This is a genomic window from Mycobacterium timonense, assembly GCF_025821985.1.
Lineage (GTDB): Bacteria > Actinomycetota > Actinomycetes > Mycobacteriales > Mycobacteriaceae > Mycobacterium > Mycobacterium avium.
Genome location: NZ_JACKSY010000048.1, coordinates 87,086 through 110,248 on the forward strand (window position 1 = coordinate 87,086; position 23,163 = coordinate 110,248).

The following is a 23,163-nucleotide window of genomic DNA, read 5'->3' on the forward strand; positions in this document are numbered from 1 at the left end:
AAAACCCGAAAAGGTATCAGCCGGTGGGGCCAGATGAACATGGCCCCACCGGCTAGCGAAACAAGCGAGGGAGCTACAGAAAGCGCGGGGTCAACCGCGCCGACTCAACGGCGGTGGGCGATCACGGGTAGCCGCCGCAGACGTTGCCCACGCAACCGCCGCCGCCACCCGGTCCGCCGCCGCCCCCGCCGACACCCGGGATGCTGCCGCCACCGCCGCCGGGGCCGCCGCCACCGGTCGGGCCACCGGGGATGCTGCCGCCACCGCCGCCGGGGCCGCCGCCACCGGTCGGGCCACCGGGGATGCTGCCACCGCCGCCGCCGGGGCCGCCGCCACCGGTCGGGCCGCCGGGCACGGTGCCACCGCCGCCGGGTGTGGTGGACGGCACGACGCTCGTCGACGGCGTCGTCGTCGGGGTGGTGGTGCTGGTGGTGCTCGGGCCGCCCTTATGGCCGCCGCCGCAGCCGACCGCCAGCACGAGCATCGCCGCGCCGCCGAACACGGCGACCGTCGTCCTCGGTCCAGATCTCATCGCAACCCCAATCTCGAAGGGGCGCCGCGCCGCGACGCCCCCTGTTTCTTACCCGGGGGCGCGGGCGTGCAAACTCCGGTCCGGGCCGGCGGTTAACCCTCTTTGGTGATCAGCTTGCGCAGCGCCACCCGGTCGGGCTGCAGCAGTTCGGCGATGCGGGGCCGGTTCACCTCGGCGACGATGATCTCGCCGACCTCCTGGTACACCTCGCTGAAGATGCCGTGCGACTTCATCTTCGAGGTCTGGTACAGGTTGTCCTCGGTCGGCGTCACGTAGATCACCGCGTCGGCCTTGAAGCGGTGCACCAGCCACAGGTGGATCAACGTCATCAGCCGCTTCTGCCGGAGCTTTTCGGCGAAGGTGTTCTGGTCGCGCACCTGAAGGATGCTGCGGCCGTGCCGGTCCTTGATCGGGTCGACGACGACGTTGGCCAGTTGCTCGTCGCCATCGCCGTAGATGCCGAGTTCCAGCACGTCCGAACCCGCCCGGCGGGGCCGCAACTGCACGCGGAGCTTCTCGCCGAGGTGGTAGTTCTCGCTCCACATCGCCAGCCACTCCTCGAGCAGCTTCTTGGGCACCTCGGTCTGCACCAGATGCTGATGCTGGGTCGAGCCCTCGCCCATCGCCTTGGTGGTCGCGGTGCGGCCCGACGAGGCGGCCAGTGCGGCATCGCTGCGCGGCCCGCCGACCAGCGTTTGCGGTGTGCGGTAAGGGGATTCGACCAGACGCATCTTGCGCTGCAAGCGGGCCAGCGCCAGCATGCCGTCCTGTTGCAGCGAGGTGGCGAACTCCTCGGCGGCCACGCCGTCGATCTGGTGTCCGCCGTAGGTGATGAAGTTGAAGACGAAGCCCATCTTGCCGAGTTCCTCGGGGAACTGCTTCATCTGCTCGTCGGTCATGCCGGTGGTGTCCCAGTTGAACGACGGCGACAGGTTGTAGGCCAGCATCTGGTCGGGGAACTCGGCGTGGATGGCGTCGGCGAACTGCTTGGCGTCGGCCAGGTCGGCGGTCTTGGTCTCCATCCACAGGATGTCGGCGAACGGCGCGGCGGCCAGCGACTTGGCGATGGCGTACGGGATGCCGCCGCGGATCTGGTAGTAGCCCTCGGGGGTCTTGGCCAGCTCGCAGTCCCAGCCCGGGTCGAAGCCCAACTCCTTCGCCTTGGCCTTGGCGGAGTAGAGCGAGGCGCGCGCCGCGAAGGCCCGCCACTCGTCGGCGCTCATGTCGGCCGGCTCGCCCTCGCTCGCGGCGAACTCCAGCACCTCGGCGACGGCCTCGCCGTAGGTCATCAGCCCGGCGTCGTCCTCCCAGGCCGCCACGAACCGCGACTCCACCTGGTCGAACAGGTCGTCGATGGACTGTTGCCCGTTCTCGCGCCAGGTGTTGACGGCGTCGGAGATGACGCCCTGGATGCCCTGACGCTCGAGCCAGGCGGTGGCCTCGGCGTACTCCGCCTCCGGCAGCGCGTAGAGCAGGTGGCCGTTGAGGTCCTTGACACCCAGCTCGTAGAAGCGGCGCACCATCGCCAGGAAGCACGCCTTGTACGACGGGATGTCGAGGTTTGTGGCGCCCAGCAGGAACGGCTGGTCGCGCTCGTCGGCGCGGCTGTCCAGCAGGTTGGCCGCTTCGGCGTCGGTGCGGGCGACGATGATCCCGGGCACCCGCATGATGTCGAGCTGGAAGCGCGCGGCGTTGAGCCGCTTGATCTGCTCGTCGGACGGCACCAAGACCTTGCCGCCCTGGTGGCCACACTTCTTGGTGCCGGGCCGCTGGTCCTCGATGTGGTAGCCGGGCACCCCGACCTCGACGAAACGGCGGATCAGGTTCCGCACGTGCGGGTCTCCCCCGTGGCCGGTGTCGGCGTCGGCGATGATGAACGGCCGGTAGTCGTACTCCTTGGTGGCGGCGCGCTGCTGTTCGCTCATCTGCAGCCGCAGGTACTGCTGGTTGCGGTCGGCGGTGAGCAGCGCGCGCACCAACACCGCGGCGTCGTCGGGCACCTGGCTCAGCGGGTAGCTGGCGAGGTCGGGCCCCGGGTCCTCGGTGGTGGAGCCCTTGGCCGAGGTGGCCCACCCGCCGAGGTAGATGCCCTCGATGCCCATCCGCTTCATGGTGACCGCCTGGCCGGGCGAGTACGGGCCGAAGGTGGTGATGCTCTTCTTCTGGGCGAACAGCTCGCGCAGCCGCTCGTAGAACGCGGCCGCCGCGTCGCGTGCCACGGTGTAGTCGGTGCGGATGGTGCCGCGCTGCTCGGCCACCTGCCGAGCGGTGTAGAGGCGCGTGATGCGGGCGAAGCGGGGGTCGTCGAAGTAGCGCTGCGTGGCGGCTACCTCGTCGTCGAACGATGGCCGGACTTGCGTCTCTTTGTCGATGATCGCCATGGTCTTACGCTCCTCTCGGCACGATTCCCCTGACCGCGAGTCTATCCCCGGAAAGGGCCGTTCAATCAGGAGTCGCAGGAGTTGAACCAAAACTGTTGCCGCATCCGGTACTTGCGGCCGTCGGTGCGGTCGGGTTCGACGGCGGGTCGGTCGTTGGCGTCAACCCTTGGGACACAACACTTTTCGCCACGCCTTTCGGCATTGAACGCGGGCGCCGTTCACCGGGTGGCCGCGCGGGCGCGCAACCAGTCGCGCTGACGACGGACGAACGCGGCGTCGACGACCCTGCCGTGCCCGGGCACGTAACGGGCCCCGGGCCCGCCGAGCGCCAGCAGCCGGTCCAGGGTGGCCGGCCAGGCCGTCACATCGGAGTCGGCGTCGATCGCGGGGTCGCCGGACTCCTCGACCAGATCACCGGTGAACACCACCGTGGGTTCGCCGTCGCGCGCCGCGGGCACGATCAGCGCCAGGTCCGACGCGGTATGGCCGGCGCCCAGGTGGGTGATCGTCACCGTGCGGTCCCCCAGGTCGATCCGGGCGTCGCGGATCCCGTGCTGCACGGGCCGCAGGGCCGCGATGGCGGCATCCACCTCGGCGGCGTCGGCGCCATGGCGCAGCGCGTCGTCGCGGATTTGATCCGTCGCCGCCCCGAGATACTCGACCACCTCCGGCGCGCAGTAGACCTCGGCGCCGGTGAACAACGACGAACCTAGCACGTGGTCGAAGTGCTTGTGCGTCAAGGCAATATGGCTCACCGGCCGTCGGGCGAGCCGGTGGACGTCGGCGTCGATCGCGGCCGCTTCGGTCAGCGTGGTTCCGGTGTCGACGAGGAGGGTTCCGCTGCGGCCGCAGATCAGCCCGACGGTGACGTCGCAGAACGGGAGCCGGCAGCGATGCACACTGCCGGTCAGCCGTTCCCACGCGAAATGCACACCAGCAAGGTAGCCGCAGCAGGGCCGCCCGCGCCGGGTCCGCACCCCGCCGATGCGCCGGGTTCGCGCCCGGCCGATGTGTCGGAAAAAGTTGACATGTCGGAAATGTCCGACGTATCTTGGTGGTCGTGACCGGCGTCGATCGCGTCTTTCTCGCCCTGGCCAACCCGGTGCGCCGCGAACTGCTGCAGCTCCTCGCCCGCCATCCGCTCTCGGCTGGGGAACTCAGCGAACGGTTCGAGCTCAGCCGGCCCGCGGTCGCCGAGCACCTCAAGGTGTTGCGCGAGGCCGACCTGGTGGCCGACGAGCGGCGCGGCCGCCAGCGCATCTACCACCTGACCGCGGAGCCGCTGGCCGAGCTCGGCGAGTGGCTGCATCCATTCGAGAAGTTCTGGCGCACACGACTGCGCCGGCTCGCCGAGGTAGCAGAGGAGCTGGAATGACGGACACGTCCAGGTTCGCGACGATCCGGGTGGACCAATTCGTGGCGGCGCCACCGGCGAAGGTGTGGCGGATGCTGACCGAACCCGAGCTGATGAAACTGTGGTGGGCCGAGGGGCAGGTCGCCGCGGTGGTGGGACATCGATTCACGCTCGACATGCCTGGCTACGGCAAGCAGCCGTGCCAGGTGCTCGAGGTTGACCCGCCGCGCCGCTTCGTCTACACCTTCACCGCGGCCTGGACATTGACCTGGCGGCTGGAAGCCGAAGGCGAGGGAACCCGAGTCTTCTTGGAACACAGCGGATTTGACCTTGACGACGCCCGCATGGCCCGGGCCTTCGAACAGATGGGCCCGGGCTGGCGCGACACCGTGCTCCCCCGTCTCGCCCGGGTCGCCGTCGACTAGCTGCCGATGCCACGGGTTTCGGGCGGCACCGCACCGGCTATCTCCCGGGCATGGCTATCACCGATTCCCGCGAAGTCGTCATCGAAGCGACACCGGAGGAGATCCTGGACGTGCTGTTCGACCTCGAGTCGCTGACCGAGTGGTCGCCGGCACACCAGAAGGTCGAGGTGCTCGAGCGCGACGAGGAGAACCACCCCATCAGGTCCAGGCAGGTGGTCAAGCTCGTCGGCATCAGCGACGAACAGGAACTCGCGTACACCATTTACGACGACGGTGTGGGCTGGACGCTGGTCAGCTCCAAACAGCAACGCGCTCAACAGGGTCGCTACACCCTGACGCCCGAAGGCGACGCCACGCGCGTGCACTTCGAGCTCACCGTCGACCTGGTGATGCCGGTGCCGGGATTCCTCATCAAGAAGGGGTCCAAGAGCCTGATGGACACCGCCACCGAAGGCCTGCGCAAGCGGGTGGCGGAGGTCAAGAAGCGCGCGGCCTCATAACCGTTGCTCTTCGCTGTGGCCCGGCGCCATCGCCCGGCCGGGAAGGGATGCTTCCGCGGCGCCCACCGGCGCGTCAGACTGTGCGGTATGGAAGCGACGCTGGTGGACACCTCTCGCCGGATCGGCACGATCATCTGCGCGCTGGCGCTGCCGGCGGGCGCGGTCGGTTGCGGCGGCCACGGTCATGGCCCGACGACGACTCCGTCGACACCCAGGGTGACCACCCTGGGCCGCACGGCGCCGAACGCCCCGGCCGGCGGGCCGTTGACAATCACCAGCCCGGCATTCACCGACGGCGCCCCGATCCCGCCGCGGTACACCTGCAAGGGCGAGGGCATCGCACCGCCGCTGGCGTGGTCGGCGCCGACGGGTGCGGCCCTGGTCGTCGACGACCCCGACGCCCCGGCGGGGCCGTACGTGCACTGGGTGGTGACCGGCATCGCCCCGGGCTCCGGCAGCACGTCCGCGGGCCAAACGCCGCCCGGCACAACGACTTTGCCGAACACCGCCGGACAGGCCGGCTACCAGGGGCCGTGTCCGCCCGCCGGAACGGGCACCCACCACTACCGGTTCACCCTCTATCAGCTGCCCAACGACTATCAGCTGCCCGCCGGCCTGGCGGGGGCGCAGGCGGCGCAGACGATCGGCGCCGCCGCGACCGCGCAGGCTCAGCTCACCGGGGTGTTCGGCGGCTGATCGGGCCCGTCACGATGCGTCGTCGAGAACCTGATAGGCGGCGTTGTAACCGGGTGTGAACGTGATGCCGGGCCCGCCGTGGCATCCAGCGCCGGCGAGATAGAGACCGTCGATTTCGATGGGCATGTCGACAAAGCCCTTCGGGCCGGGCCGGTTCGGGCCCATCAGGTCGGGGTGCAGCAGCCCGTGGCAGAAGTCGCCCGAGGGCGCGCCGAACATGGTGTTCATGTGGTAGGGCGCGAAGGTGATGTGGCGGATCACGATGTCCTTGAAGTTCGGCGCCAACCGGGTGATCTTGTCGATAACCCGTTGCGCCATAGCGTTTTTGAGATGGCCATGCTGGTCGCGGGCGACTTCGACCGGGAACGCGTAAGCGAACGCGCTGGCCGCGTGCTTGCCGGGCGGAGCCATGCTGGGGTCGTGCACCGACGGAATCTGCATGCCCATCGACGGGTTGTCCGGAACGACGCCCCGGCGGCAGTTTTCCCACTGCAGCTGTTGCTCCTCGGGTGACCCGAAGATTCCGACCGACTGTTGCATGCCTTCCTCATTGAGGAACTCGTGGGGCGGGGCAAATTCGGGCAGCCCGTCTAGCGCGAAGTGGATCTGCACGAACGAGGCCCGGTGGTCGCGGCCGGAGACTCGCGAGACCAGTTGTGCGGGAACGTGTTCGGGCGCGATCAGCTCGGTCAGCGTGATGTCGGGCGACAGGTTGGACACCACGATCGGCGCCGAGACCGTCGACTCGTCGCGTAGCCGCACGCCGGTCACCTGCCGCCCGGTGACCAGGATCTCCTCGACCTTGGTGCGGAACCGGATTTCGCCGCCCTGGGAGACGAAGAGCTCACGCAGGTGTTCGGTGAGCGCGCCGATGCCGCCCCGCAGCTTGGTCATCATCGCGGTGCTGTCGTCCGGTACGGCCAGCGCGAACGCCAAACATGCTGCGCTGCCCGGCGTGTATGGGCCGCGGTACGTCGAGTTGACGGCCAGGAATGCCAGCATCCCACGCATGACCGCGTGCGTGTCCCGGTCGGGCAGATAGCGGTCGATCACGTCCATGGCCGAGCCGAAAAGCATCTCGTGGATCGCCCGGCGTTCGTTGTCGTCGACCGCGGAGGCATACATCTCGTCGAGGGTCTTGGGCGGTTGGCGGACGTCGAAGCGGCCCAGCGCCTTCGCCGGTCCCCGACTCCAGCCGATCAAGTCGGCCATGCCGGTGACCGCGTTCAGCCCGTGCTTGTCGCTCAGATGCGTCATCAGCCGCACCGGGTCGCGGTAGAAGATCATCGGCTCTTCGCCGTGCTCACCGATGTTCGTCGACATCACGTCGGGCTCCACCGCCGGCAGCGTGTCCAGCCCGAGGTCTTTGGCGAGCTGGGCTGCCATGGGGAACTACACCGAACCGGCGATCTCGTACCGGAAGCCGTCGATCAATTCGACCGTCGCCGCCATGCCGCCCGCATACGTGTTGGCTTCCAAGCAAACGGTGCGCAAGCCGGCCCGCTGCAGGATCGCCGCGGCGGTCAGCCCGTTGTGCCCGGCGCCCACCACGATCGCGTCGTAGTTCGTGTCGCTCATATTCGGGCCCTCGTTTCCATCCGGCAACCGCGTGCCAGGATATGTCAGTACTGACGCAATTGGAAGATGTCAGTTCTGACCCGCTCGCCTGGGATACGATCGCCGCTGATGACCGGCCCGGGCAACCGTCATGAACAACGACGACGATCGACGCACGAGGCGCTTCGCCAAGCGGCGTTGAAGAGCTTCGCGCGCAAGGGGTTTGCCAACGTCACCGTCACGGAGCTGGCCCGCGAGGCCGGTGTCACCGAACGCACCTTCTTCCGGCATTTCCCGACCAAGGAATCCGTGCTCTTCCAGGACTACGAGACCCAGTTGGAGTGGCTGGCCGAAGCGCTCGCCCAGCGCCCGCCGTCGGAATCGCTGTTCGATGCCGTGCTGGCCAGCGTCGCCGCCTTCCCGCACGACCTCGAAGTGGTGCGCCAAGCCGCGACCGCCCGTGCGGAACTGATCAGCGCCGAGCGGATTGCCGGTCACCTGCGAGTCGTGCAGTCCTCGTTCGCCCGCGTGCTCACGGACTTCGTCAGGGCACGCAACCCGCAGCTAGCGAACATCGATCTGTTCGCCGAGGTTGCGGGTTCCGCGGTCGCCGCGGCACTGGTTGCCGCGGTGGAGAATTGGGGCCGCAGAGGTTGTTCCGGTGAGCTCGGCGACGACGTCACCGCGAGTCTGGCTCTGATCCGCTCCGGCCTGGCGCCGCTGGCCTGACGGCCGCCCACGCCCGAATCACTGGTTTGCCGCGGCGTCCACGGCCGCCTCGATGAAGCGCCGCAGTACGGGGCCGCTGGCCCGCTTCACAAACGCCAACGCGACGGGAATGTCGGGCGCGTCCCGCAGCGCGACGAACCGCACGCCGGGGTGGATGTTGCGCCTGATCGCCACGTCGGGAATGACCCCGATGCCGCGGTCGGCCGCGACGGATTCGATCCACTCGTCGAAATTCGTTGTCTCGACTATGGTTTCGGGCCTGTCCCCCGCCGGCCACGACCAGGGTCCGGTGGTGCCACTGGCCGTGTTGACCACCAGTGGCCAGCGCGGCACCTCGGCCCAGTCCAGCTTCGCCCGCTTGGCCAGGGGCGAATGCACCGAACACACCGCCACCCGGGGCTCATCGAAAAGATGCACGATGCGAACGGCGGTCGAGGTCACGTGCCCGCGCACCAGGGCGATGTCCACCCGGCCCTGCTGGACCGCCCCGAGCGCGTCGTCAGTGCGGATCAGGCTGACGGTGGTCCGGGTGGTCCGCTCGAACCGCGCGACGGTGTCCTGTGCCCACGGATCGGGCAGCAGCCAGCTGAATCCGAGGCGCATGCTCGCCTGTTGCCGGACCGCGTCGACGCCACGCCCCAGCTCGGTCAGGATCCGCTCGACGTGACCGAGGAAGACCCGCCCGGCCGGGGTGGTCGCCACGTGGCGCGAAGTGCGGTCCAGCAGCGACGCTTCCAGCGCGTCTTCGAGCTGTTTGATGGTTCGGCTCAGCGCGGGCTGGGTGATGCTGAGTTCCTGCGCGGCCAGCGTGAACGATTCGAGGCGCGCCACCGCTTCGAACGCGCGGAGGTGACGCAACTCGACTCGGCCGGCCTGCACCACGTCCATGCCCGATGAGCATAGATCCTTCACACAAGGCATTTCACGCGGGATTCCCGGAGACCTAACGTCGGTTGCACTGGAAGCGCAATCCGCGCTGTTGTTCGCAGGAGGACAAATGCCGCTGTTGTATATCGACCTCATCGAGGGTCGGACGCCCTCGGAGGTCAGTGCCCTGCTGGACGCGATCCACGACACGGTCGTCGAGGCGTTCGGCGTTCCGCCGCGGGATCGCTACCAGGTGGTGCATACCCACCCGGCACACGAAATCGTTACGCTGGACACCGGTCTGGGCATCGATCGGTCGTCTCGCCAGGTGGTCTTGCACGTGGTGAGCCGACGGCGGCCGCGTGAGCTCAAGCAGAAGTTCTATGAGCTGCTGGCGTCGCGCCTCGCCGGCCGGTGCGGGCTCGACCCCGCCGACCTGATCGTCTCGATCACCGAAAACGACGACGAGGACTGGTCTTTCGGCCACGGGAGGGCTCAGTTCCTGACCGGTGAACTCACGTGAGCGCCGCCACGGGTTTGCCGACACGCCTGACCGACCTATTCGGGATCGAGCAGCCGATCCTGCTCGCGCCGATGGCCCTGGTCTCCGGGGGCCGACTCGCGGCGGCGGTGACGCGGGCGGGCGGGCTGGGGCTCATCGGTGGGGGCTATCCCGACGCCGAATGGCTGCAGACGCAGATCGACCGGGCCGAGGGCGCCCGGGTGGGATACGGGTTCATCACCTGGAGCCTGGCCCGCAACCCGGGGGTGCTCGACCTCGCGCTGGACCGGGGCCCGGCGGCGGTGATGCTGTCGTTCGGCGAGTTGGCGCCCTTCGCCGATCGCATCCATGCGGCCGGCGTTCCGCTGATCGCGCAGGTGCAGAACCTCGATCAGGCCCGTCGCGCCCTCGATGCCGGCGCGGAAGTCATCGTGGCGCAGGGCTGCGAGGCCGGCGGACACGGCATGAGCGTGCGGTCGACGTTCACCCTGGTGCCCGACGTCGTCGACGTCGTGGCGGACCGCTCTCCGGCCACGTTGGTGGCGGCGGCGGGTGGGGTCGGCGATGGCCGCGGGTTGGCCGCCGCGCTGGCGTTGGGAGCCGACGGCGCCGTCGTCGGGACCCGGTTCTGGGCGACGCCGGAAGCGCTCGTCTCGCCTAAAGCGCAGCAGCGTGCCGTGGCGGCCGGCGGCGACGACACCGTGCGCACTCGGGTCTACGACGTTGTGCGCCGCCTCGATTGGCCCGCCGGATACACGGTGCGGGCCCTGAACAACGCCTTCCTGGGTACCTGGCACGGCAACGAGGCCGAGCTGTCGGCGCGGCTGCCCGAAGCGATCGATGCCTACGAAAAAGCGGTAGCCGCAGAGGATTTCGACACCGCAGCGATCCTCATCGGCGAAGCGGTGGGGGTCATCCGAGAGGTTCGTCCCGCCGCGGAGATCGTCGCCGAGATGGTCCGTGCAGCACAGCGCATTCTGCACCGCGACGGCGCGCCCTAGACAGCACCTTCCACGAGACCTACCACGCCTACAACCCGGTGCTGCGGTTCCTCCTCGAGCGCCCCGTGCACGCGAAGATCTCCCGCGACAACCTCGAAACCTATCAGCGTGCGCTCGGCCATGCGGGGCGCGTGCGGCGCCTCGATTAGGCGCCTCGATTAGCCGGCCCCATTAGGCGCGTCGGCTCGGCGGCCGCCCGCCGGCGGGCGATTTCACAGGGACATGAATTAGCTCGTCGGCCCCGGTACCCTCGACTTCTATGCGTGCAGTAGCCATCGCGGCGAGGACGGCCGCCGCCAGTCTCATGGCGGCCGGCTGGGCCGCGTCGACGGTCGTTGCCGGCGCCGACCCGGACGAGACGCACGGACCGGCGCCCGGTCCCGCCGCGACACCGTCACCAGCGCCTTCGGCCTCCCCGTCCCCCGCCGCCTCCCCGTCGCCGAGTGCCTCCCCCGCACCCGCGCCGGCGGCACCGAAGACCACCATCGACAAGGACGGCATCTACGCGGTGGGAACCGACATCGCGCCGGGCGTCTACAGTTCCGGCGGACCCGTCGGCAACGGCACCTGCTACTGGAAGCGGATGGGCAACCCGGACGGCGCCGTGATCGACAACGCGATGACCAAAAAGCCGCAGGTCGTCCAGATCGATCCGGGCGACAAATCGTTCAAGACGTCGGGTTGTCAGCCCTGGCAGCTGACCCCGGACGCGGTTCCGCCGCCCAGCGCCCCGCCCGCCGGGGTGCAGGGCACGCTCGGTATTCTCAACGGCCTGCTGGGGGGAGCCGGACAGCAGGCCCCGTCGGCCCCATCGGCGCCCGCCGCTCCGCCGTCCGGCGCGCAGTCGCCCGCGGCCGCACCGGCCCCGCAAGCCGCTCATCCCTGACCGGCCCGTCGCGACCCGGTGAGCCCCGCAATGGCCCGGAACCAGCAGATCGTCGTGATCGGGGCCGGCGTGAGCGGACTGACGTCGGCCATCTGTCTGGCCGAGGCGGGATGGCCGGTCCGCGTGTGGGCGGACACGATGCCGGCGGACACGACCTCGGCGGTGGCCGGCGCCGTCTGGGCACCGCCGCGGCCCGCCGAACGCGCGGCCGAGACGCTGCGCTGGACCGAGCACTCGTTGCGGGTGTTCACCGAACTCGCCCGCGACCCCGATTCGGGTGTGCAGCTGGCGCCGGCGCTGGCTGTCGGCGAGCTGACCGCCTCCGAGGCGATGTCGACGGCGGCCTCGCTGATCCCCGAGCTGCGCCCGGCCGACCCGGCCGACCTCCCGCCCGGCTATCGAACCGGATTTCACGCCACCGTGCCGATGATCGACATGCCGCACTATCTCGGCTATCTGACCCGGCGGCTGACGGCGGCCGGAGGCGAGATCGAGGAGCACCGGGTTGGCTCGCTGGACGAGGTCGCCGACCACGCCGACATCGTCGTCAACTGCGCGGGCCTGCGCGCGGGCGCGCTCACCGGAGACGACACCGTCCGGCCGCTGTTCGGTCAGCACGTCGTGCTCACCAATCCCGGTGTGCGCCAACTGTTTATGGAACTCAACGACGGCCCCGAGTGGACCTGCTACTTTCCGCACCCGCAGCGGGTGGTGTGCGGCGGCATCAGCATTGCCGGCCGCTGGGACACCACCGCGGACCCCGCCGTGACCGAACGGATTCTGCAGCGCTGCCGCCGAATCGAGCCACGACTGGGCGAAGCCGAGGTGATCGAGGTGATCACCGGGCTGCGGCCGGACCGTCCGTCGGTGCGCCTGCAGGCCGAACCGCTCCGACGGGCACGCTGCATCCACAATTACGGGCACAGCAGCAACGGCGTCACCCTGTCCTGGGGTTGCGCGCGTGACGTGCTGGCCCTGGTGGACGACGCTCGCTGACCTCAGCCGGCGGTGCGTCGAATCACAAGGGACAGTAGCCAACTCACTATCGACAACACGATGGCGGCCCAGATCGCGGTCCACCAGAAGTGGTCGATCTGCAGGCCCCAGTGGGTGGTGTGCTCGGTGATCCACGCGGTGATCCAGAGCATCAGGGCGTTGATCACGATATGGATCAGACCCAGCGTCAGGATGTAGAGCGGGATGGACAGGATCTGGACGATCGGCTTGATGAACGCGTTGACCAGACCGAAGATCACGGCGACGACGAAAATGATGCCGACCCGCTGCAGCTTCGTGTCACCGCCGACGAACGTCAGGCCGTGCACGAACAGGGTGACGATCCACAGCGCGAATCCGGTCAATGCCGCGCGCAGCACAAAAGGGCCCATGCCGCCATCCTGTCACCCGTCGCCCGCGTGGGCACCCCGATCAGGTCAGTTCAGGTTGTAGAAGCGTTGCGCGTTCAAGCCGCCGATCTTCTCCCGGGTTTCCTCGCTGATATCGGCGCGGGTGCGCAGATGCTTGGTGCTCTCCGGCCATTCGCCGTCCCAGTGCGGGTAGTCGCTGGCGAACATGATGAAATCGGCGCCCAGCACGTCGATCACCCCGGGCAGGATCGGTTCCTCCGGCTCGCACGTCACAAAGATGTTGCCCGCCTTGAGGTATTCGTGCGGATCGCGGCGCCAGCCGCGCTCGACCCAGTCGCCGCGCTTCTCGTAGTGCTCGTGCAGGCGATCGATGAAGAACGGCACCCAGCCCGCGCCCGCCTCCAAGAAGGCGACCCGCAACTTCGGGTGCCGCTCGAAGACACCGCCGGACACCATCGCGGTCATCGCGGTCATCTGGTCGAACGGGAAGCTGATGCAGTGCACCTGAATGTAATTGGTGAAGCGGTCCACGCCGATCTTGGGCAGATGGATGCCGGGCGCGCCGTGCACGCCCAGCGGCATTCCGAGTTCGACGGCGGCGGCGTAGAACGGGTCGAGATCGGGGTGGTCGAGGTTGCGGCTCTGCAGCGCCGGCGGCACCAACGTTGCCACCAGCCCAAGGTCTTTGGCTTCCCTCATGACGTCGATCGCCAGTTGGCCGTGTTCGATCGGCGTGACCGCGACGCCGCGCAGCCGTCCGCCCGACTGGGCGCAGTAGTCGGCGATCCACCGGTTGTACAGCCGGGCGAACCCGGCGGCGAACTCGGGGTCGCGCAGGCTCGGTGCGCACAAGCCAAGGCTGGGATAGAGCACCATGGTGTCGATGTGATCGCGGTCGGCGTCGCCCAGCACGCCTTCGGCGGACCGGCAGTTGATGTCGGGGGCGTCGCTGATGCCGTGCTCGGGCGGACACCCGGCGCCCGGGCCGCCGTCCTCGGGGTAGTTGCGGCCCTCGATCATCAGGCCGAGTCGCCCGTGCCGGCCGGGCTTGACGTGCTCCGGCCACCGCTGGATCGCCTCGATCGCCAGCGAGGAATTCTCGGCGACGTGACCGTCGGCGTCGATGATCCGCATGTCTGGCGAACTTACTCCCGCGCCGCGCCCGGCGGAACGGGTCGCGCCGACGGCCCGGGTAGGCCACGATGCTGACGTGACCAAACCAAGTCCCGGCCGGAAGTTGACCGCCGACCAGCGTAATTCCTTCATCGCCGCGTTGTTGGGCTGGACGATGGACGCCTTCGACTACTTCATCGTCGTGCTCGTCTACGCCGACATCGCAAAGACGTTCCACCACAGCAAGGCCGAGGTCGCCTTCGTCACCACGGCCACGCTGATCATGCGGCCGGTCGGTGCCCTGGTGTTCGGGCTGTGGGCGGACCGGGTAGGACGGCGGCTGCCGTTGATGGTCGACGTGATGTTCTACTCCGTCGTCGGGTTCCTGTGCGCGTTCGCGCCCAACTTCACCGTGCTGGTGATTCTGCGGCTGCTGTACGGCATCGGCATGGGCGGCGAGTGGGGGCTGGGCGCCGCGCTGGCCATGGAGAAAGTGCCGGTCGAGCGGCGCGGGTTCTTCTCCGGACTGCTGCAGGAGGGCTACGCGTTCGGTTACCTGTTGGCCAGCGTCGCCTCGCTGGTGGTGATGGACTGGCTGGAGTTGTCGTGGCGCTGGCTGTTCGGTCTGAGCATCGTGCCCGCGCTGATCAGCCTGATCATCCGCTACCGGGTGGAAGAGTCCGAGGTGTGGGAGGCCGCGCAGGATCAGCTGCGGCTCACCAGCACCCGGATCCGCGACGTGCTGCGCAACGGCGCGATCATCCGCCGATTCGTCTACCTGGTCCTGCTGATGACGGCCTTCAACTGGATGAGCCACGGGACGCAGGACGTCTACCCGACGTTCCTGGGGGCGCACGCCAATCACGGCGCCGGTCTGTCCAGCACGACGGTCAAGTGGATCGTGGTGGTGTACAACGTCGGCGCCATCATCGGCGGACTCGTCTTCGGCACGCTGTCCCAGCGCTTCAGCCGCCGCTACACCGTGGTGTTCTGCGCCATGTTGGCGCTGCCGATCGTGCCGCTGTTCGCCTACTCGCGCACCGCGGCGATGCTGTGTCTGGGATCGTTTTTGATGCAGTTGTTCGTGCAGGGCGCCTGGGGCGTGATTCCCGCCCACCTCACCGAGATGTCGCCCGATGCGATCCGCGGCCTCTACCCCGGCGTGACCTATCAACTCGGAAACCTGTTGGCGGCGTTCAATTTACCGATTCAGGAGCGCCTCGCCGAGACCCATGGCTACCCGTTCGCGTTGGCGGCGACGATCGTGCCGGTGTTGATCACCGTCGCGGTGCTGACGCTGATCGGCAAGGACGCCACCGGCATACGCTTCGCGACCAGCGAAAGCGCTTTCCTGCCAACCGAAATGACGTGACGGCGCACCAACCGGCCCCGAGCGTCACGCCAGCGTGACGCCGGGCCGCCGCGGCCACACTGGCGTGACGCTCGGCCTCAGGCGTCGGTCAGCAGGCGCCGCAGCAGGTGCATGGCCACCGTCGTCGAGCGCTCGCGGATGTCCAACCGGTTGCCCGGAAGCCGCAGGGTGCGGGTGTCCGAGCGGGCCGTGGCACCGGGTGGGCCGACCTGCACGCTGAAGCACACCGTTCCCACCGGCTTCTCCTCGGTACCCCCGCCGGGGCCGGCGATGCCAGTGATCGCCACGGCGGTGTCGGCGGCAAAGCGTTGCCGCGCGCCCGCGGCCATCGCCTGAGCAACTGGTTCGGACACGGCGCCGTGCGTCTCGATCAACGCCGGGTCGACGCCGAGTAACTCGGCCTTCGCCTCGTTCGAGTAGGCGACCACACCGCCGGCCACGTAGTCCGACGATCCGGGCCGGTCGGTCAGTCGCGCCGCCAGCAACCCCGCGGTGCAGGACTCCGCCGTCGCGATCCGGCGGCCGGCCAGCAGCCGCGCCACCAGATCGTCGACCCGGGAACCGTCCTCGGAGTACAGCTGGTCACCGTGCTTGTCCCGCAGCAGCTTGGTCAGCTGCGCGTAGGCCGTCGCGGCGGTCGGCTCGTAGCGGGTGACCATTTCGATCTCGCCACGCCGCAGGCAGGTGGTGATCTCGAGTTGCCCGAACCCCGGGACGGCCGCCTCGGCCTCGCGCAGCGTTTCGGCAAGCCCGGACTCCGGCAGCCCGAACATGCGCAGCATCTCCTGCCGATACACCGTCCGGCCGGCGATCGCCTGCTGCGCCGCCGGGGTCTGGATGGCCGTGTGCCACATCGGCTGCAGCTCCCGGGGCGGCCCCGGGAGCACGATCACCGCCGGCTTGCCGGGCACCACGACGCCGGGCGCGGTGCCGACCGGGTCGAGCACCTGCGCTCCGGCCGGAACCATCGCCTGCTTGCGGTTGGCGGCCCGCAGCGACTCGAATGTGCCGGGATCCAAGGCGGATTGGAACGCGGGGTTGCGCGCCATGAGCTTCTTGAGGATGTTCGCGATCTTCTCTTCGACCTCGGCGTCCAGCACCAGCTCGCGGCCGCAGAAACGCGCCACCACTTCGACCGTCATATCGTCGGCCGTGGGCCCCAGTCCGCCGCTGGTGACGATCAGATCCACGCCTTGGTCGGCGAGGAAGCGCAGCTGGGCTTCGATGTCGTGCGGGCGGTCGCCGCAGATGGTGATGTGCGCCAGCTCGACGCCGAGCTCCAAAAGCCGATCGGCGATCCAGGGGCCGTTGGCGTCCTGGACACGGCCGGTGAGGACCTCGGTTCCGGTGACAACGATGCCTGCGCGTGCGCTCACCGGCACGAGCCTACTGATGGGTGTGCCGACGCGGCCGAGCAGCCGTTTCGCGCGGCGGTGTCAGGCTAGCCGTCGGACAGGTAGCGCTCGACCGAGGCGACCTTGTGCGTCATCGCGTCGCTGACCCCGGCGCGCCAGTCGGCCTTGATCACCGTGCTGACCCGCGGCGCCCGGGCGGCCACCGCCTCCACCGCGCGCTGCACGACCGCCATGACCTCTTCCCACGTCTCGCCTTCGATCACGGTGAACATGGAGTCGGTCTTGTTGGGCAGACCGGAATCGCGAACCACCCGAACCGCTTCGGCGACGATCTCGCCGACACCCTCACCCACGCCCAGCGGGGTGACGGAGAACGCGACGAGCACGGACACCCGACCGAGCGTACCCAACGACGGGAGGTCTGGGTCGCCGCCAAGGGTCTGGGGGTGGTGGCCCGGTCTGGCACCATCGAAGCCCATGCGGGTGTTGGTGCAACGTGTCTCGTCGGCGGCGGTGACGGTCGAGGGCGCGGTGGTCGGCGCCATCCGGCCCGATGCCCAGGGTTTGTTGGCGTTCGTCGGCGTCACCCATTCCGACGACCGCGACAAGGCGCGAAGGCTCGCCGAAAAGCTCTGGAAGCTGCGGATTCTCGCCGATGAGCGATCCGCGTCCGACGTCGGTGCGCCGATTCTGGTGGTCAGTCAGTTCACCCTGTACGCCGACACCGCCAAGGGCCGCCGCCCGTCCTGGAATGCGGCCGCGCCCGCGGCGGTCGCCGAGCCGCTGGTGACCGAGTTCGCGGCGGCCCTGCAGGGACTGGGCGCCGACGTGCAGACCGGGGTGTTCGGGGCGAACATGCAGGTCGAGCTGGTGAACGACGGTCCGGTCACCGTGCTTCTCGAGCTGTGAGCGCCCCAGCCGCGGGGTAGGTTTGACTGCTATGACCACACCGCAGTTCGGCTCCCAACGTTCCGACGATGACAACTGGGACATCGTGAGCAGCGTCGGATACACCGCGCTGCTCGTGGCGGGATGGCGCGCCCTGCACGCGGTGAGCCCGCGGCCGTTGGTGCGCGACGACTACGCGAAGACCTTCATCGCCGCGTCAGGGGATCCGTATTTGACTGGGGTGCTTGCCAATCCGGGGACGTCGGAGGACGAGCTTGCCTTCCCGCGCCTGTACGGCGTGCAGACCCGGTTCTTCGACGACTTCTTCGACGCCGCGGGCGCGGCGGGCATACGACAGGCGGTCATCATCGCCGCCGGACTGGATTCGCGGGCCTACCGTCTCGAATGGCCACCAGCGACAACGGTTTTCGAAGTCGATTTAGCCAAGGTCCTCGAGTTCAAGGCGCGGGTGCTCGGCGAGCAGGGCGCCGTGCCGAAGGCGCGCAGGGTCGAGGTCGCCGCCGACTTGCGCGCCGACTGGTCCCGGCCGCTGGAAGCGGCCGGGTTCGACGTGGAGAGCCCGAGCGCCTGGTCGGTGGAGGGGCTGCTGCCCTACCTGACCGACGAAGCCCAACACGCGCTGTTCACCCGAATCAGCGGGCTCAGCGCGCCGGGCAGCCGAATCGCCATCGGCGCGCTGGGGTCGCGCCTGGACCACGACCAGTTGCACGCCCTGGAGGAAAGTCACCCCGGGGTCGACGTGTCCGGGAATGTCGATTTCTCGGCGTTGACGTACGAACCGCAGTCCGACCCCGCGGAATGGCTGGCCGCGCACGGCTGGGTGGTCGACCCCGTCCGCAACACGCTTGATCTGCAAGCCGGTTACGGCATGACACCGCCGGAGGTGGACGTCAAGATCGACGGCTTCATGCGGTCGCAGTACATCACCGCGGCCCGGTGAACACCGCTACGGTTTCAGCAGGATCTTGACGTCGTCGCCCGACCGCGACCCCGCGGTCGCATACCCGATGGCCGCCTCGTCCAAAGGCATTGTCGTGGTGAAGATTCCGTCGACGTCCAGCCGGCCTGACTGCAACAGCGGAATCAGTTCCGGCCAGGTGCGCTGCACCGGCGCCGTGGTCATCCGCAGCGTGATGCTGCGAATCAGGCAGCCCAGCGCGTTGAGCGGGAACGGGTTCATGTCGTGCACGCCGACCACCGAGACCGTGCCGCCCGGCCGCACCGCGTTGAGCGCCTCGGTCAGGGAGGCGTCTGTGGCGACGGCGTCGATCACCGCGTCGGCGCCGCGGCCGCCGGTGGCCGCGAGGATCGCCTCGAGCGCCGGCGCCTTGAGGGGCGTCGCCCCCCACCGGGCGGCACGCGCCAGCCGGCCGTCAACCTGATCGACCGCGAAAACCGTTGCCGCGCCCTGGAACAGCGCGCTGCGCAGTGCGCACAAGCCGACCGCGCCCAGCCCGATGACCGCCACCGTGCCACCGAAGGGAATGTCGGCCCGCTGCGCGGCGGCCCAGCCGGTGGCCAGATTGTCGGTGAGCAGCAGCGCCTGCTCGGTGCTGATGCCCTCGGGGATCTTCAGCAGCTGGAAGTCGGCCGCGGGCACCGCCAGCAGATCGGCCTGCGCGCCGCCCAGCACACCACCCCCGAAGATCTGGAAACCGGAGTGGCACAGCACCGGATCCCGGGTGGCGCAGCCAGCGCAGCTGCCGCAGCCGGCGACCGAGGACACCATGACCTGATCGCCGACCTTGACGTTGCGCACCTGCGGCCCGGCCTCCACCACGGTGCCGATCGCCTCGTGGCCCAGCGCAATCGGGTCCGGCATCGGGAAGTCGGCCTCGTAGAAGTGCAGGTCGGATCCGCAGATACCGGCCGCGCTCACCTCGACGATGGCCCCGTCGGGACCGGGAAGCACGGGATCGGGGCGGGTGTCCACCCGGATGCTGCGGGGCCCGTCGACGACTACGGTGCGCATAGTGTCGCGCTCACTTTCCTTATCGCTTTCCCTATCTATTTCCTTGTGGCACAGCATCGTTCGTCCGCACCATGAACTGCGACCAATCGGGTTCGCGCACCGCGGACCAGTACTCGTTGAGACGCCATGGGCTCACCTTGTGAATCTCGCCGTCGGCGTTCTTGAAATAGGAGTGCTTGACCGCCGGGTGTGACCACACCATCTTCTTGATCTGGGCCTGGGTGCGCCGGTGCCAATCGATGGCGGCGTCGGGTTTCGGTTCGATGGAATGCACACCAGGCTCGCACAGCCGCGCCAGGCATTGGTCGATGTAGCGCATCTGCAGCTCGGACTGGAAGATCAGGCTGCCGCCGTGAGCGAGGTGGGTTCCCGGGCCGTAGATGATGAAGAAGTTCGGGAATTCCGGCACGGTGATGCCCAGGTAGGCATACGGCCGGCTCCCCCACATTTGGTGCAGGTCGACCCCGTTGCGGCCGGTCACCTTCAGGGGCCACAGCACATCGGTGTGCCGGAATCCGGTGGCGTACACGATGACATCGGCGTCGTACGCCGTCCCGTCGACGGTGACGATGCCGTGCGGCGTGATCTTGTCGATGGGCGTGCGCACCAGTTCGACGTTGTCGCGCTGCAGGGTGCGCAGCCAGCTGCCGTTGTCCTGCAGGGTCCTTTTACCGCAGGCGGGATAGTCGGGCATCACCTTGGCCAGCAACTCCGAATCCTCGCCGACCTGGCTGGTGATCCATTGCGAGAACATCATGTGGGCAGCGGCGTTGACGTCGCTGACGGCGTGCTCCTGGTCGGCGTAGTTCGGGTCGGCCTCGGCAGCGTCCAGGCCCTTGTCGGAGCCGGGCCACAACACCAGGAAGCGATACCACCGGCCGTAGAACGGCAGATGGCGCATCGCCCAGCGCACTCCGTCGCCGACCTCGTCGTGATACATCGGGTTGGGGAACATCCACTGCGCGGTGCGCTGGAACACGGTGAGCCGCTTGACATCCGCGGCGATCGCCGGTGCGATCTGAAATCCGCTGGCGCCGGCGCCGACGAGAGCAACCCGCTTGCCCTTCAGCTCCACCGAGTGATCCCAGACCGCCGAATGGAACGACGGGCCCCGGAAGGTCTGCGCGCCGTCGACGGCCGGGATGTTGGGCCGGTTCAGCTGTCCCACCGCGGTGATGAGCGCCCGCGCCCGCATTGTTTCGGTGTGGCCGTCGGCCGAGCGCAGCGACACCGTCCAGGTGCCGTGGCCGTCGTCCCATTCGGCCGCGAGCACCTCGGTCTGCCAGCGCACCTGGCCGGCCAGGTCGTGTTGGTGGATGACCTTGGTGAAGTAGTCCTGCAGCTCGTATTGCTCGGCGAAGAAATGGGTCCAGTCGTTGTTGGGTTCGAAGCTGTAGCAATAGAAATGGTTGGCCACGTCCACCCGGGCGCCGGGATAGCTGTTCTCCCACCATGTTCCGCCCGGGCCGGCGTTCTTCTCGACGATGGTGAACGGAATGTTGGCCTGCTTGAGGCGGACGCCGGCCAGGATGCCGGACTCGCCGCAGCCGACGACGAGCACCGGGAGCCCGGCCGCGCGTTCGGCCGGCAAGGCGGCGGGGCGGCGCGGGTCGACGCCGTCGAGGTCCAGCTCTTCGCAGATCAGCGGTAGGTAGTCGTCGGGCACGTGTTCGCAGGCGGCCCAGTCCATCATTTCCCGGATGAGCTCGGGGCTGAGCGGCTCGGGTTCGGGGCAACCGCGGTCGCGGTAGTCGGTGATGACCGAGAGCGCCTCGGCGCGGGCCCGAGCCTTGTCCTCCTCGGACATGAACCCCTGGACCTCGTTGAGGAAGATGCCCATCTGCTTGAAGTCGCGGATGAAGCGTGGGTCGCCGGTGATGTGGACGAGCGAGAGCAACAGCGTCGGGATGCTGACATCCTCGAGGGCGGCGGCGATCTCGGCCGTGGAGGTGGTGAACGGTTCGCCGGCGTAGCGGCTGCGCATCAAGCCGATGTCCTCTCGATGGTCGCATAGGTAATGGTCGGATACGTGATGGTCCCGTAGCCCCAATTACGCTACGCATCGTTTCGTAATTGCAGCACTACGCTACCCGGTCGCTCGGCGCCGGATCAAGGGATCGGCGGCTGCGGGTCGTCGGGGGCGTCGGACGTGTCGTCGCCGGTGTCGTTATCGCTGTCCGCGACCAGCTTCTCGGGGTGATGGAAGGCGTTGGTCCGCGGCCGGCCGTGGTCGAGATGCGGTGGTGGGATCCATTCGGTCTCGCCTCGGCCGTTCTTGCGGGTGATCCAGCCCTGCTCGGCCAGCGGGTGATGGCCGCCGCAGGCGAAGGTCAGTTGGTCGATGTCGGTGCGGCCGCATTTGGCGTAACCGGTGACATNCGGTCTCGCCTCGGCCGTTCTTGCGGGTGATCCAGCCCTGCTCGGCCAGCGGGTGATGGCCGCCGCAGGCGAAGGTCAGTTGGTCGATGTCGGTGCGGCCGCATTTGGCGTAACCGGTGACATGGTGGACTTCGCAGTAATAGCCCGAAACGTCGCAGCCCGGGTGCGAACAGCCACGGTCCTTGGCGTACAACACGATTCGCTGCCCCGGCGAGGCCAGGCGTTTCGTGTGGTACAGCGCCAGCGGCTTGCCGTTGTCGAAGACGGCGAGGTAATGGTGGGCGTGGCGGGCCAGCCGGATCACCTCGGACATCGGCAGCAGGGTGCCGCCGGCCGTCAGCCCCTTACCGGCCGCGGACTCGAGGTCCCGCAGGGTGGTGGTGACGATGATCGATGCTGGTAACCCGTTGTGCTGCCCCAGTTTTCCGCCGGCCAGCAGCGCACGAAGGGCGGCGTTGAGGCCGTCGTGGTTGCGCTGGGCCGCGCTGCGGCTGTCGCGCTGCGACGCCGCTTCCGGCGGCGGCCCGTCCACCACCGGCGCGTCGTCGTCGGGGTTGCACATCCCCGGCGCGGCCAGTTTGGCCAGCACGGCCTCGACGGTCGCCCGGGCCTCGGGCGTCAACCAGCCGCGCAGCTGCGACATGCCGTCGGGTTGTTGGGCGCCCAGGGTCAGTCCGCGGTGACGCAACCGATCCTCGTCGTGGAACACCCCGTCGGGATTGAGGTAGCAGGCGATCCGGTCGGCCACCTTGCGCAGGCTTTCGGGGCGGTGCTCGCCGGCCCAGCGGGCCAGGTCGGCCTCGGCGGCGTCCCGGGTGGGAGCGTCCACCCAGCATGGCAACTGGTCGAAGAAGCGGCGGATGACCGCGACGTGCGAGGCGCCGATGCGCCCGTCCCGCTGGGCGGCGGCGGTGGCCGCATACCGTGGCGGCAACGGCTCGCCGGTCAGGGTGCGCCGGACGCCGAGATCTCGGGCGTCGTCGATGCGGCGGGCAGCCTCGGCGCGGGTGATGAGCAATCGGTCGGCCAGCACATGGGCGAGTTTGCCGCCGATCTCGGCGGGCGTGGCGTCCTGCTCGATCTGGTTGATCAGTTGGTGACCGGGAACTTGAAGTCGGCGCGTCTGGTATTCGAGGACCTCGAGCAGCCGGATGCGTTCCGGGTTGGTCAGCGCATCGTAGGAATGCCGCTGGATGCGTGCGACCACGGCGCGCAGGACGTCATAGTCGTCCTGGATGTCCTCGCGGCCGATGATCGAACGCATGT

22 protein-coding genes and 4 pseudogenes are annotated in these 23,163 nt (G+C 68.7%); 13 read left to right on the forward strand and 13 right to left on the reverse strand.

Annotated features, from left to right (window positions below):
• Nucleotides 1–121: 121 nt before the first annotated feature.
• From H7I87_RS13840 to H7I87_RS13850, 3 genes are all read right to left on the reverse strand, one after another.
• On the reverse strand, nt 122–532 hold the full coding sequence (locus tag H7I87_RS13840; RefSeq protein ID WP_062909352.1) for a hypothetical protein: 411 nt from the start codon (nt 530–532) through the stop codon (nt 122–124).
• A 92-nt stretch (nt 533–624) separates the two neighbouring features.
• The gene (aceA, locus tag H7I87_RS13845) at nt 625–2,913 is read right to left on the reverse strand and encodes an isocitrate lyase ICL2 (RefSeq protein WP_009976895.1); all 2,289 of its coding nucleotides are present in this window, start codon (nt 2,911–2,913) and stop codon (nt 625–627) included.
• 218 nt (nt 2,914–3,131) lie between these two features.
• The gene (locus tag H7I87_RS13850) at nt 3,132–3,845 is read right to left on the reverse strand and encodes an MBL fold metallo-hydrolase (RefSeq protein ID WP_023861613.1); all 714 of its coding nucleotides are present in this window, start codon (nt 3,843–3,845) and stop codon (nt 3,132–3,134) included.
• 119 nt (nt 3,846–3,964) lie between these two features.
• Between H7I87_RS13850 and H7I87_RS13855 the strand changes: the two genes are divergently transcribed.
• From H7I87_RS13855 to H7I87_RS13870, 4 genes are all read left to right on the forward strand, one after another.
• Nucleotides 3,965–4,288: a metalloregulator ArsR/SmtB family transcription factor gene (locus tag H7I87_RS13855; RefSeq protein WP_009976897.1), complete on the forward strand. Its 324-nt coding sequence runs from the start codon at nt 3,965–3,967 to the stop codon at nt 4,286–4,288.
• Nucleotides 4,285–4,692, forward strand: a complete 408-nt coding sequence (locus H7I87_RS13860; protein WP_003876621.1) for an SRPBCC family protein — start codon at nt 4,285–4,287, stop codon at nt 4,690–4,692. Before H7I87_RS13855 ends, H7I87_RS13860 begins: the two co-directional genes overlap by 4 nt.
• 50 nt (nt 4,693–4,742) lie before the next feature.
• A complete protein-coding gene (locus H7I87_RS13865) occupies nt 4,743–5,192 on the forward strand; it encodes an SRPBCC family protein (RefSeq protein WP_003876620.1) in 450 nt (149 codons plus the stop codon).
• 87 nt (nt 5,193–5,279) lie between these two features.
• Complete coding sequence (locus tag H7I87_RS13870) at nt 5,280–5,888, forward strand: YbhB/YbcL family Raf kinase inhibitor-like protein (RefSeq protein ID WP_023861614.1); 609 nt, start codon at nt 5,280–5,282, stop codon at nt 5,886–5,888.
• 9 nt (nt 5,889–5,897) lie between these two features.
• Here the strand turns inward: H7I87_RS13870 and H7I87_RS13875 are convergent.
• Nucleotides 5,898–7,466 (reverse strand): annotated as a pseudogene (locus H7I87_RS13875) (phytoene desaturase family protein).
• Between the two features lie 108 nt (nt 7,467–7,574).
• Here H7I87_RS13875 and H7I87_RS13880 point away from each other — a divergent pair.
• The gene (locus H7I87_RS13880) at nt 7,575–8,174 is read left to right on the forward strand and encodes a TetR/AcrR family transcriptional regulator (protein ID WP_011725045.1); all 600 of its coding nucleotides are present in this window, start codon (nt 7,575–7,577) and stop codon (nt 8,172–8,174) included.
• A gap of 18 nt (nt 8,175–8,192) precedes the next feature.
• Here the strand turns inward: H7I87_RS13880 and H7I87_RS13885 are convergent, their stop codons facing one another.
• Entirely contained in the window at nt 8,193–9,062 is an 870-nt protein-coding gene (locus H7I87_RS13885; RefSeq protein ID WP_031347941.1) for a LysR family transcriptional regulator, read from the reverse strand.
• Between the two features lie 109 nt (nt 9,063–9,171).
• Here H7I87_RS13885 and H7I87_RS13890 point away from each other — a divergent pair, with 109 nt between their 5' ends.
• The 5 genes and pseudogenes from H7I87_RS13890 to H7I87_RS13905 all read left to right on the forward strand — a co-directional run bounded on the left by H7I87_RS13890 (nt 9,172) and on the right by H7I87_RS13905 (nt 12,426).
• Nucleotides 9,172–9,564: a tautomerase family protein gene (locus H7I87_RS13890; protein WP_011725047.1), complete on the forward strand. Its 393-nt coding sequence runs from the start codon at nt 9,172–9,174 to the stop codon at nt 9,562–9,564.
• Nucleotides 9,561–10,544, forward strand: coding sequence for an NAD(P)H-dependent flavin oxidoreductase (locus H7I87_RS13895; protein ID WP_023861617.1), 984 nt, complete (start codon nt 9,561–9,563; stop codon nt 10,542–10,544). Before H7I87_RS13890 ends, H7I87_RS13895 begins: the two co-directional genes overlap by 4 nt.
• 5 nt (nt 10,545–10,549) lie before the next feature.
• Nucleotides 10,550–10,693: pseudogene (locus H7I87_RS28975) on the forward strand (SRPBCC family protein); the annotation flags it as partial.
• 110 nt (nt 10,694–10,803) lie between these two features.
• Nucleotides 10,804–11,430, forward strand: coding sequence for an Rv1352/Rv1906c domain-containing protein (locus H7I87_RS13900; protein ID WP_167549385.1), 627 nt, complete (start codon nt 10,804–10,806; stop codon nt 11,428–11,430).
• Nucleotides 11,431–11,460: 30 nt separating this feature from the next.
• On the forward strand, nt 11,461–12,426 hold the full coding sequence (locus H7I87_RS13905; RefSeq protein WP_011725052.1) for an FAD-dependent oxidoreductase: 966 nt from the start codon (nt 11,461–11,463) through the stop codon (nt 12,424–12,426).
• A 2-nt stretch (nt 12,427–12,428) separates the two neighbouring features.
• On the opposite strand, the gene H7I87_RS13910 is transcribed toward H7I87_RS13905, so the two are convergent.
• Both H7I87_RS13910 and H7I87_RS13915 read right to left on the reverse strand, forming a co-directional pair.
• The gene (locus H7I87_RS13910) at nt 12,429–12,818 is read right to left on the reverse strand and encodes a phage holin family protein (RefSeq protein WP_003876608.1); all 390 of its coding nucleotides are present in this window, start codon (nt 12,816–12,818) and stop codon (nt 12,429–12,431) included.
• A gap of 45 nt (nt 12,819–12,863) precedes the next feature.
• Complete coding sequence (locus H7I87_RS13915; RefSeq protein WP_011725053.1) at nt 12,864–13,931, reverse strand: amidohydrolase family protein; 1,068 nt, start codon at nt 13,929–13,931, stop codon at nt 12,864–12,866.
• Here H7I87_RS13915 and H7I87_RS13920 point away from each other — a divergent pair.
• Entirely contained in the window at nt 13,930–15,282 is a 1,353-nt protein-coding gene (locus tag H7I87_RS13920; protein ID WP_011725054.1) for a sialate:H+ symport family MFS transporter, read from the forward strand. The two genes, H7I87_RS13915 and H7I87_RS13920, sit on opposite strands and share 2 nt — an antisense overlap.
• 77 nt (nt 15,283–15,359) lie before the next feature.
• Here H7I87_RS13920 and H7I87_RS13925 read toward each other — a convergent pair whose 3' ends face one another.
• Nucleotides 15,360–16,658 (reverse strand): competence/damage-inducible protein A, encoded by a 1,299-nt coding sequence (locus H7I87_RS13925; RefSeq protein ID WP_448941159.1) that lies wholly within the window; start codon nt 16,656–16,658, stop codon nt 15,360–15,362.
• A 65-nt stretch (nt 16,659–16,723) separates the two neighbouring features.
• On the reverse strand, nt 16,724–17,029 hold the full coding sequence (locus tag H7I87_RS13930) for an MTH1187 family thiamine-binding protein (RefSeq protein ID WP_003876604.1): 306 nt from the start codon (nt 17,027–17,029) through the stop codon (nt 16,724–16,726).
• 85 nt (nt 17,030–17,114) lie between these two features.
• Here H7I87_RS13930 and dtd point away from each other — a divergent pair, with 85 nt between their 5' ends.
• Both dtd and H7I87_RS13940 read left to right on the forward strand, forming a co-directional pair.
• Nucleotides 17,115–17,546: a D-aminoacyl-tRNA deacylase gene (gene dtd, locus H7I87_RS13935; protein ID WP_011725056.1), complete on the forward strand. Its 432-nt coding sequence runs from the start codon at nt 17,115–17,117 to the stop codon at nt 17,544–17,546.
• Between the two features lie 31 nt (nt 17,547–17,577).
• Nucleotides 17,578–18,486, forward strand: coding sequence for a class I SAM-dependent methyltransferase (locus H7I87_RS13940; protein ID WP_011725057.1), 909 nt, complete (start codon nt 17,578–17,580; stop codon nt 18,484–18,486).
• 6 nt (nt 18,487–18,492) lie between these two features.
• Here the strand turns inward: H7I87_RS13940 and H7I87_RS13945 are convergent, their stop codons facing one another.
• The 4 genes and pseudogenes from H7I87_RS13945 to H7I87_RS13955 form a co-directional block, all read right to left on the reverse strand.
• Entirely contained in the window at nt 18,493–19,518 is a 1,026-nt protein-coding gene (locus H7I87_RS13945) for an alcohol dehydrogenase catalytic domain-containing protein (RefSeq protein ID WP_011725058.1), read from the reverse strand.
• A gap of 31 nt (nt 19,519–19,549) precedes the next feature.
• Nucleotides 19,550–21,502 carry a flavin-containing monooxygenase gene (locus tag H7I87_RS13950; RefSeq protein WP_011725059.1) on the reverse strand — a complete coding sequence of 651 codons (1,953 nt, stop codon included), beginning with the start codon at nt 21,500–21,502 and terminating at the stop codon, nt 19,550–19,552.
• 125 nt (nt 21,503–21,627) lie between these two features.
• Nucleotides 21,628–21,894 (reverse strand): annotated as a pseudogene (locus H7I87_RS29320) (HNH endonuclease signature motif containing protein); the annotation flags it as partial.
• A 16-nt stretch (nt 21,895–21,910) separates the two neighbouring features.
• A pseudogene (locus H7I87_RS13955) lies at nt 21,911–23,161 on the reverse strand (HNH endonuclease signature motif containing protein); the annotation flags it as partial.
• Between the last annotated feature and the right edge of the window lie 2 nt (nt 23,162–23,163).

Bases quoted from the DNA above. Each gene is read 5' to 3' on its own strand.
- H7I87_RS13840 (WP_062909352.1), bottom strand. From the start codon at position 532: ATGAGATCTGGACCGAGGACGACGGTCGCCGTGTTCGGCGGCGCGGCG.
- aceA (WP_009976895.1), bottom strand. From the start codon at position 2,913: ATGGCGATCATCGACAAAGAGACGCAAGTCCGGCCATCGTTCGACGAC.
- H7I87_RS13860 (WP_003876621.1), top strand. From the start codon at position 4,285: ATGACGGACACGTCCAGGTTCGCGACGATCCGGGTGGACCAATTCGTG.
- H7I87_RS13865 (WP_003876620.1), top strand. From the start codon at position 4,743: ATGGCTATCACCGATTCCCGCGAAGTCGTCATCGAAGCGACACCGGAG.
- H7I87_RS13870 (WP_023861614.1), top strand. From the start codon at position 5,280: ATGGAAGCGACGCTGGTGGACACCTCTCGCCGGATCGGCACGATCATC.
- H7I87_RS13880 (WP_011725045.1), top strand. From the start codon at position 7,575: ATGACCGGCCCGGGCAACCGTCATGAACAACGACGACGATCGACGCAC.
- H7I87_RS13885 (WP_031347941.1), bottom strand. From the start codon at position 9,062: ATGGACGTGGTGCAGGCCGGCCGAGTCGAGTTGCGTCACCTCCGCGCG.
- H7I87_RS13890 (WP_011725047.1), top strand. From the start codon at position 9,172: ATGCCGCTGTTGTATATCGACCTCATCGAGGGTCGGACGCCCTCGGAG.
- H7I87_RS13900 (WP_167549385.1), top strand. From the start codon at position 10,804: ATGCGTGCAGTAGCCATCGCGGCGAGGACGGCCGCCGCCAGTCTCATG.
- H7I87_RS13905 (WP_011725052.1), top strand. From the start codon at position 11,461: ATGGCCCGGAACCAGCAGATCGTCGTGATCGGGGCCGGCGTGAGCGGA.
- H7I87_RS13910 (WP_003876608.1), bottom strand. From the start codon at position 12,818: ATGGGCCCTTTTGTGCTGCGCGCGGCATTGACCGGATTCGCGCTGTGG.
- H7I87_RS13920 (WP_011725054.1), top strand. From the start codon at position 13,930: ATGTCTGGCGAACTTACTCCCGCGCCGCGCCCGGCGGAACGGGTCGCG.
- H7I87_RS13915 (WP_011725053.1), bottom strand. From the start codon at position 13,931: ATGCGGATCATCGACGCCGACGGTCACGTCGCCGAGAATTCCTCGCTG.
- dtd (WP_011725056.1), top strand. From the start codon at position 17,115: ATGCGGGTGTTGGTGCAACGTGTCTCGTCGGCGGCGGTGACGGTCGAG.
- H7I87_RS13940 (WP_011725057.1), top strand. From the start codon at position 17,578: ATGACCACACCGCAGTTCGGCTCCCAACGTTCCGACGATGACAACTGG.
- H7I87_RS13945 (WP_011725058.1), bottom strand. From the start codon at position 19,518: ATGCGCACCGTAGTCGTCGACGGGCCCCGCAGCATCCGGGTGGACACC.
- H7I87_RS13950 (WP_011725059.1), bottom strand. From the start codon at position 21,502: ATGCGCAGCCGCTACGCCGGCGAACCGTTCACCACCTCCACGGCCGAG.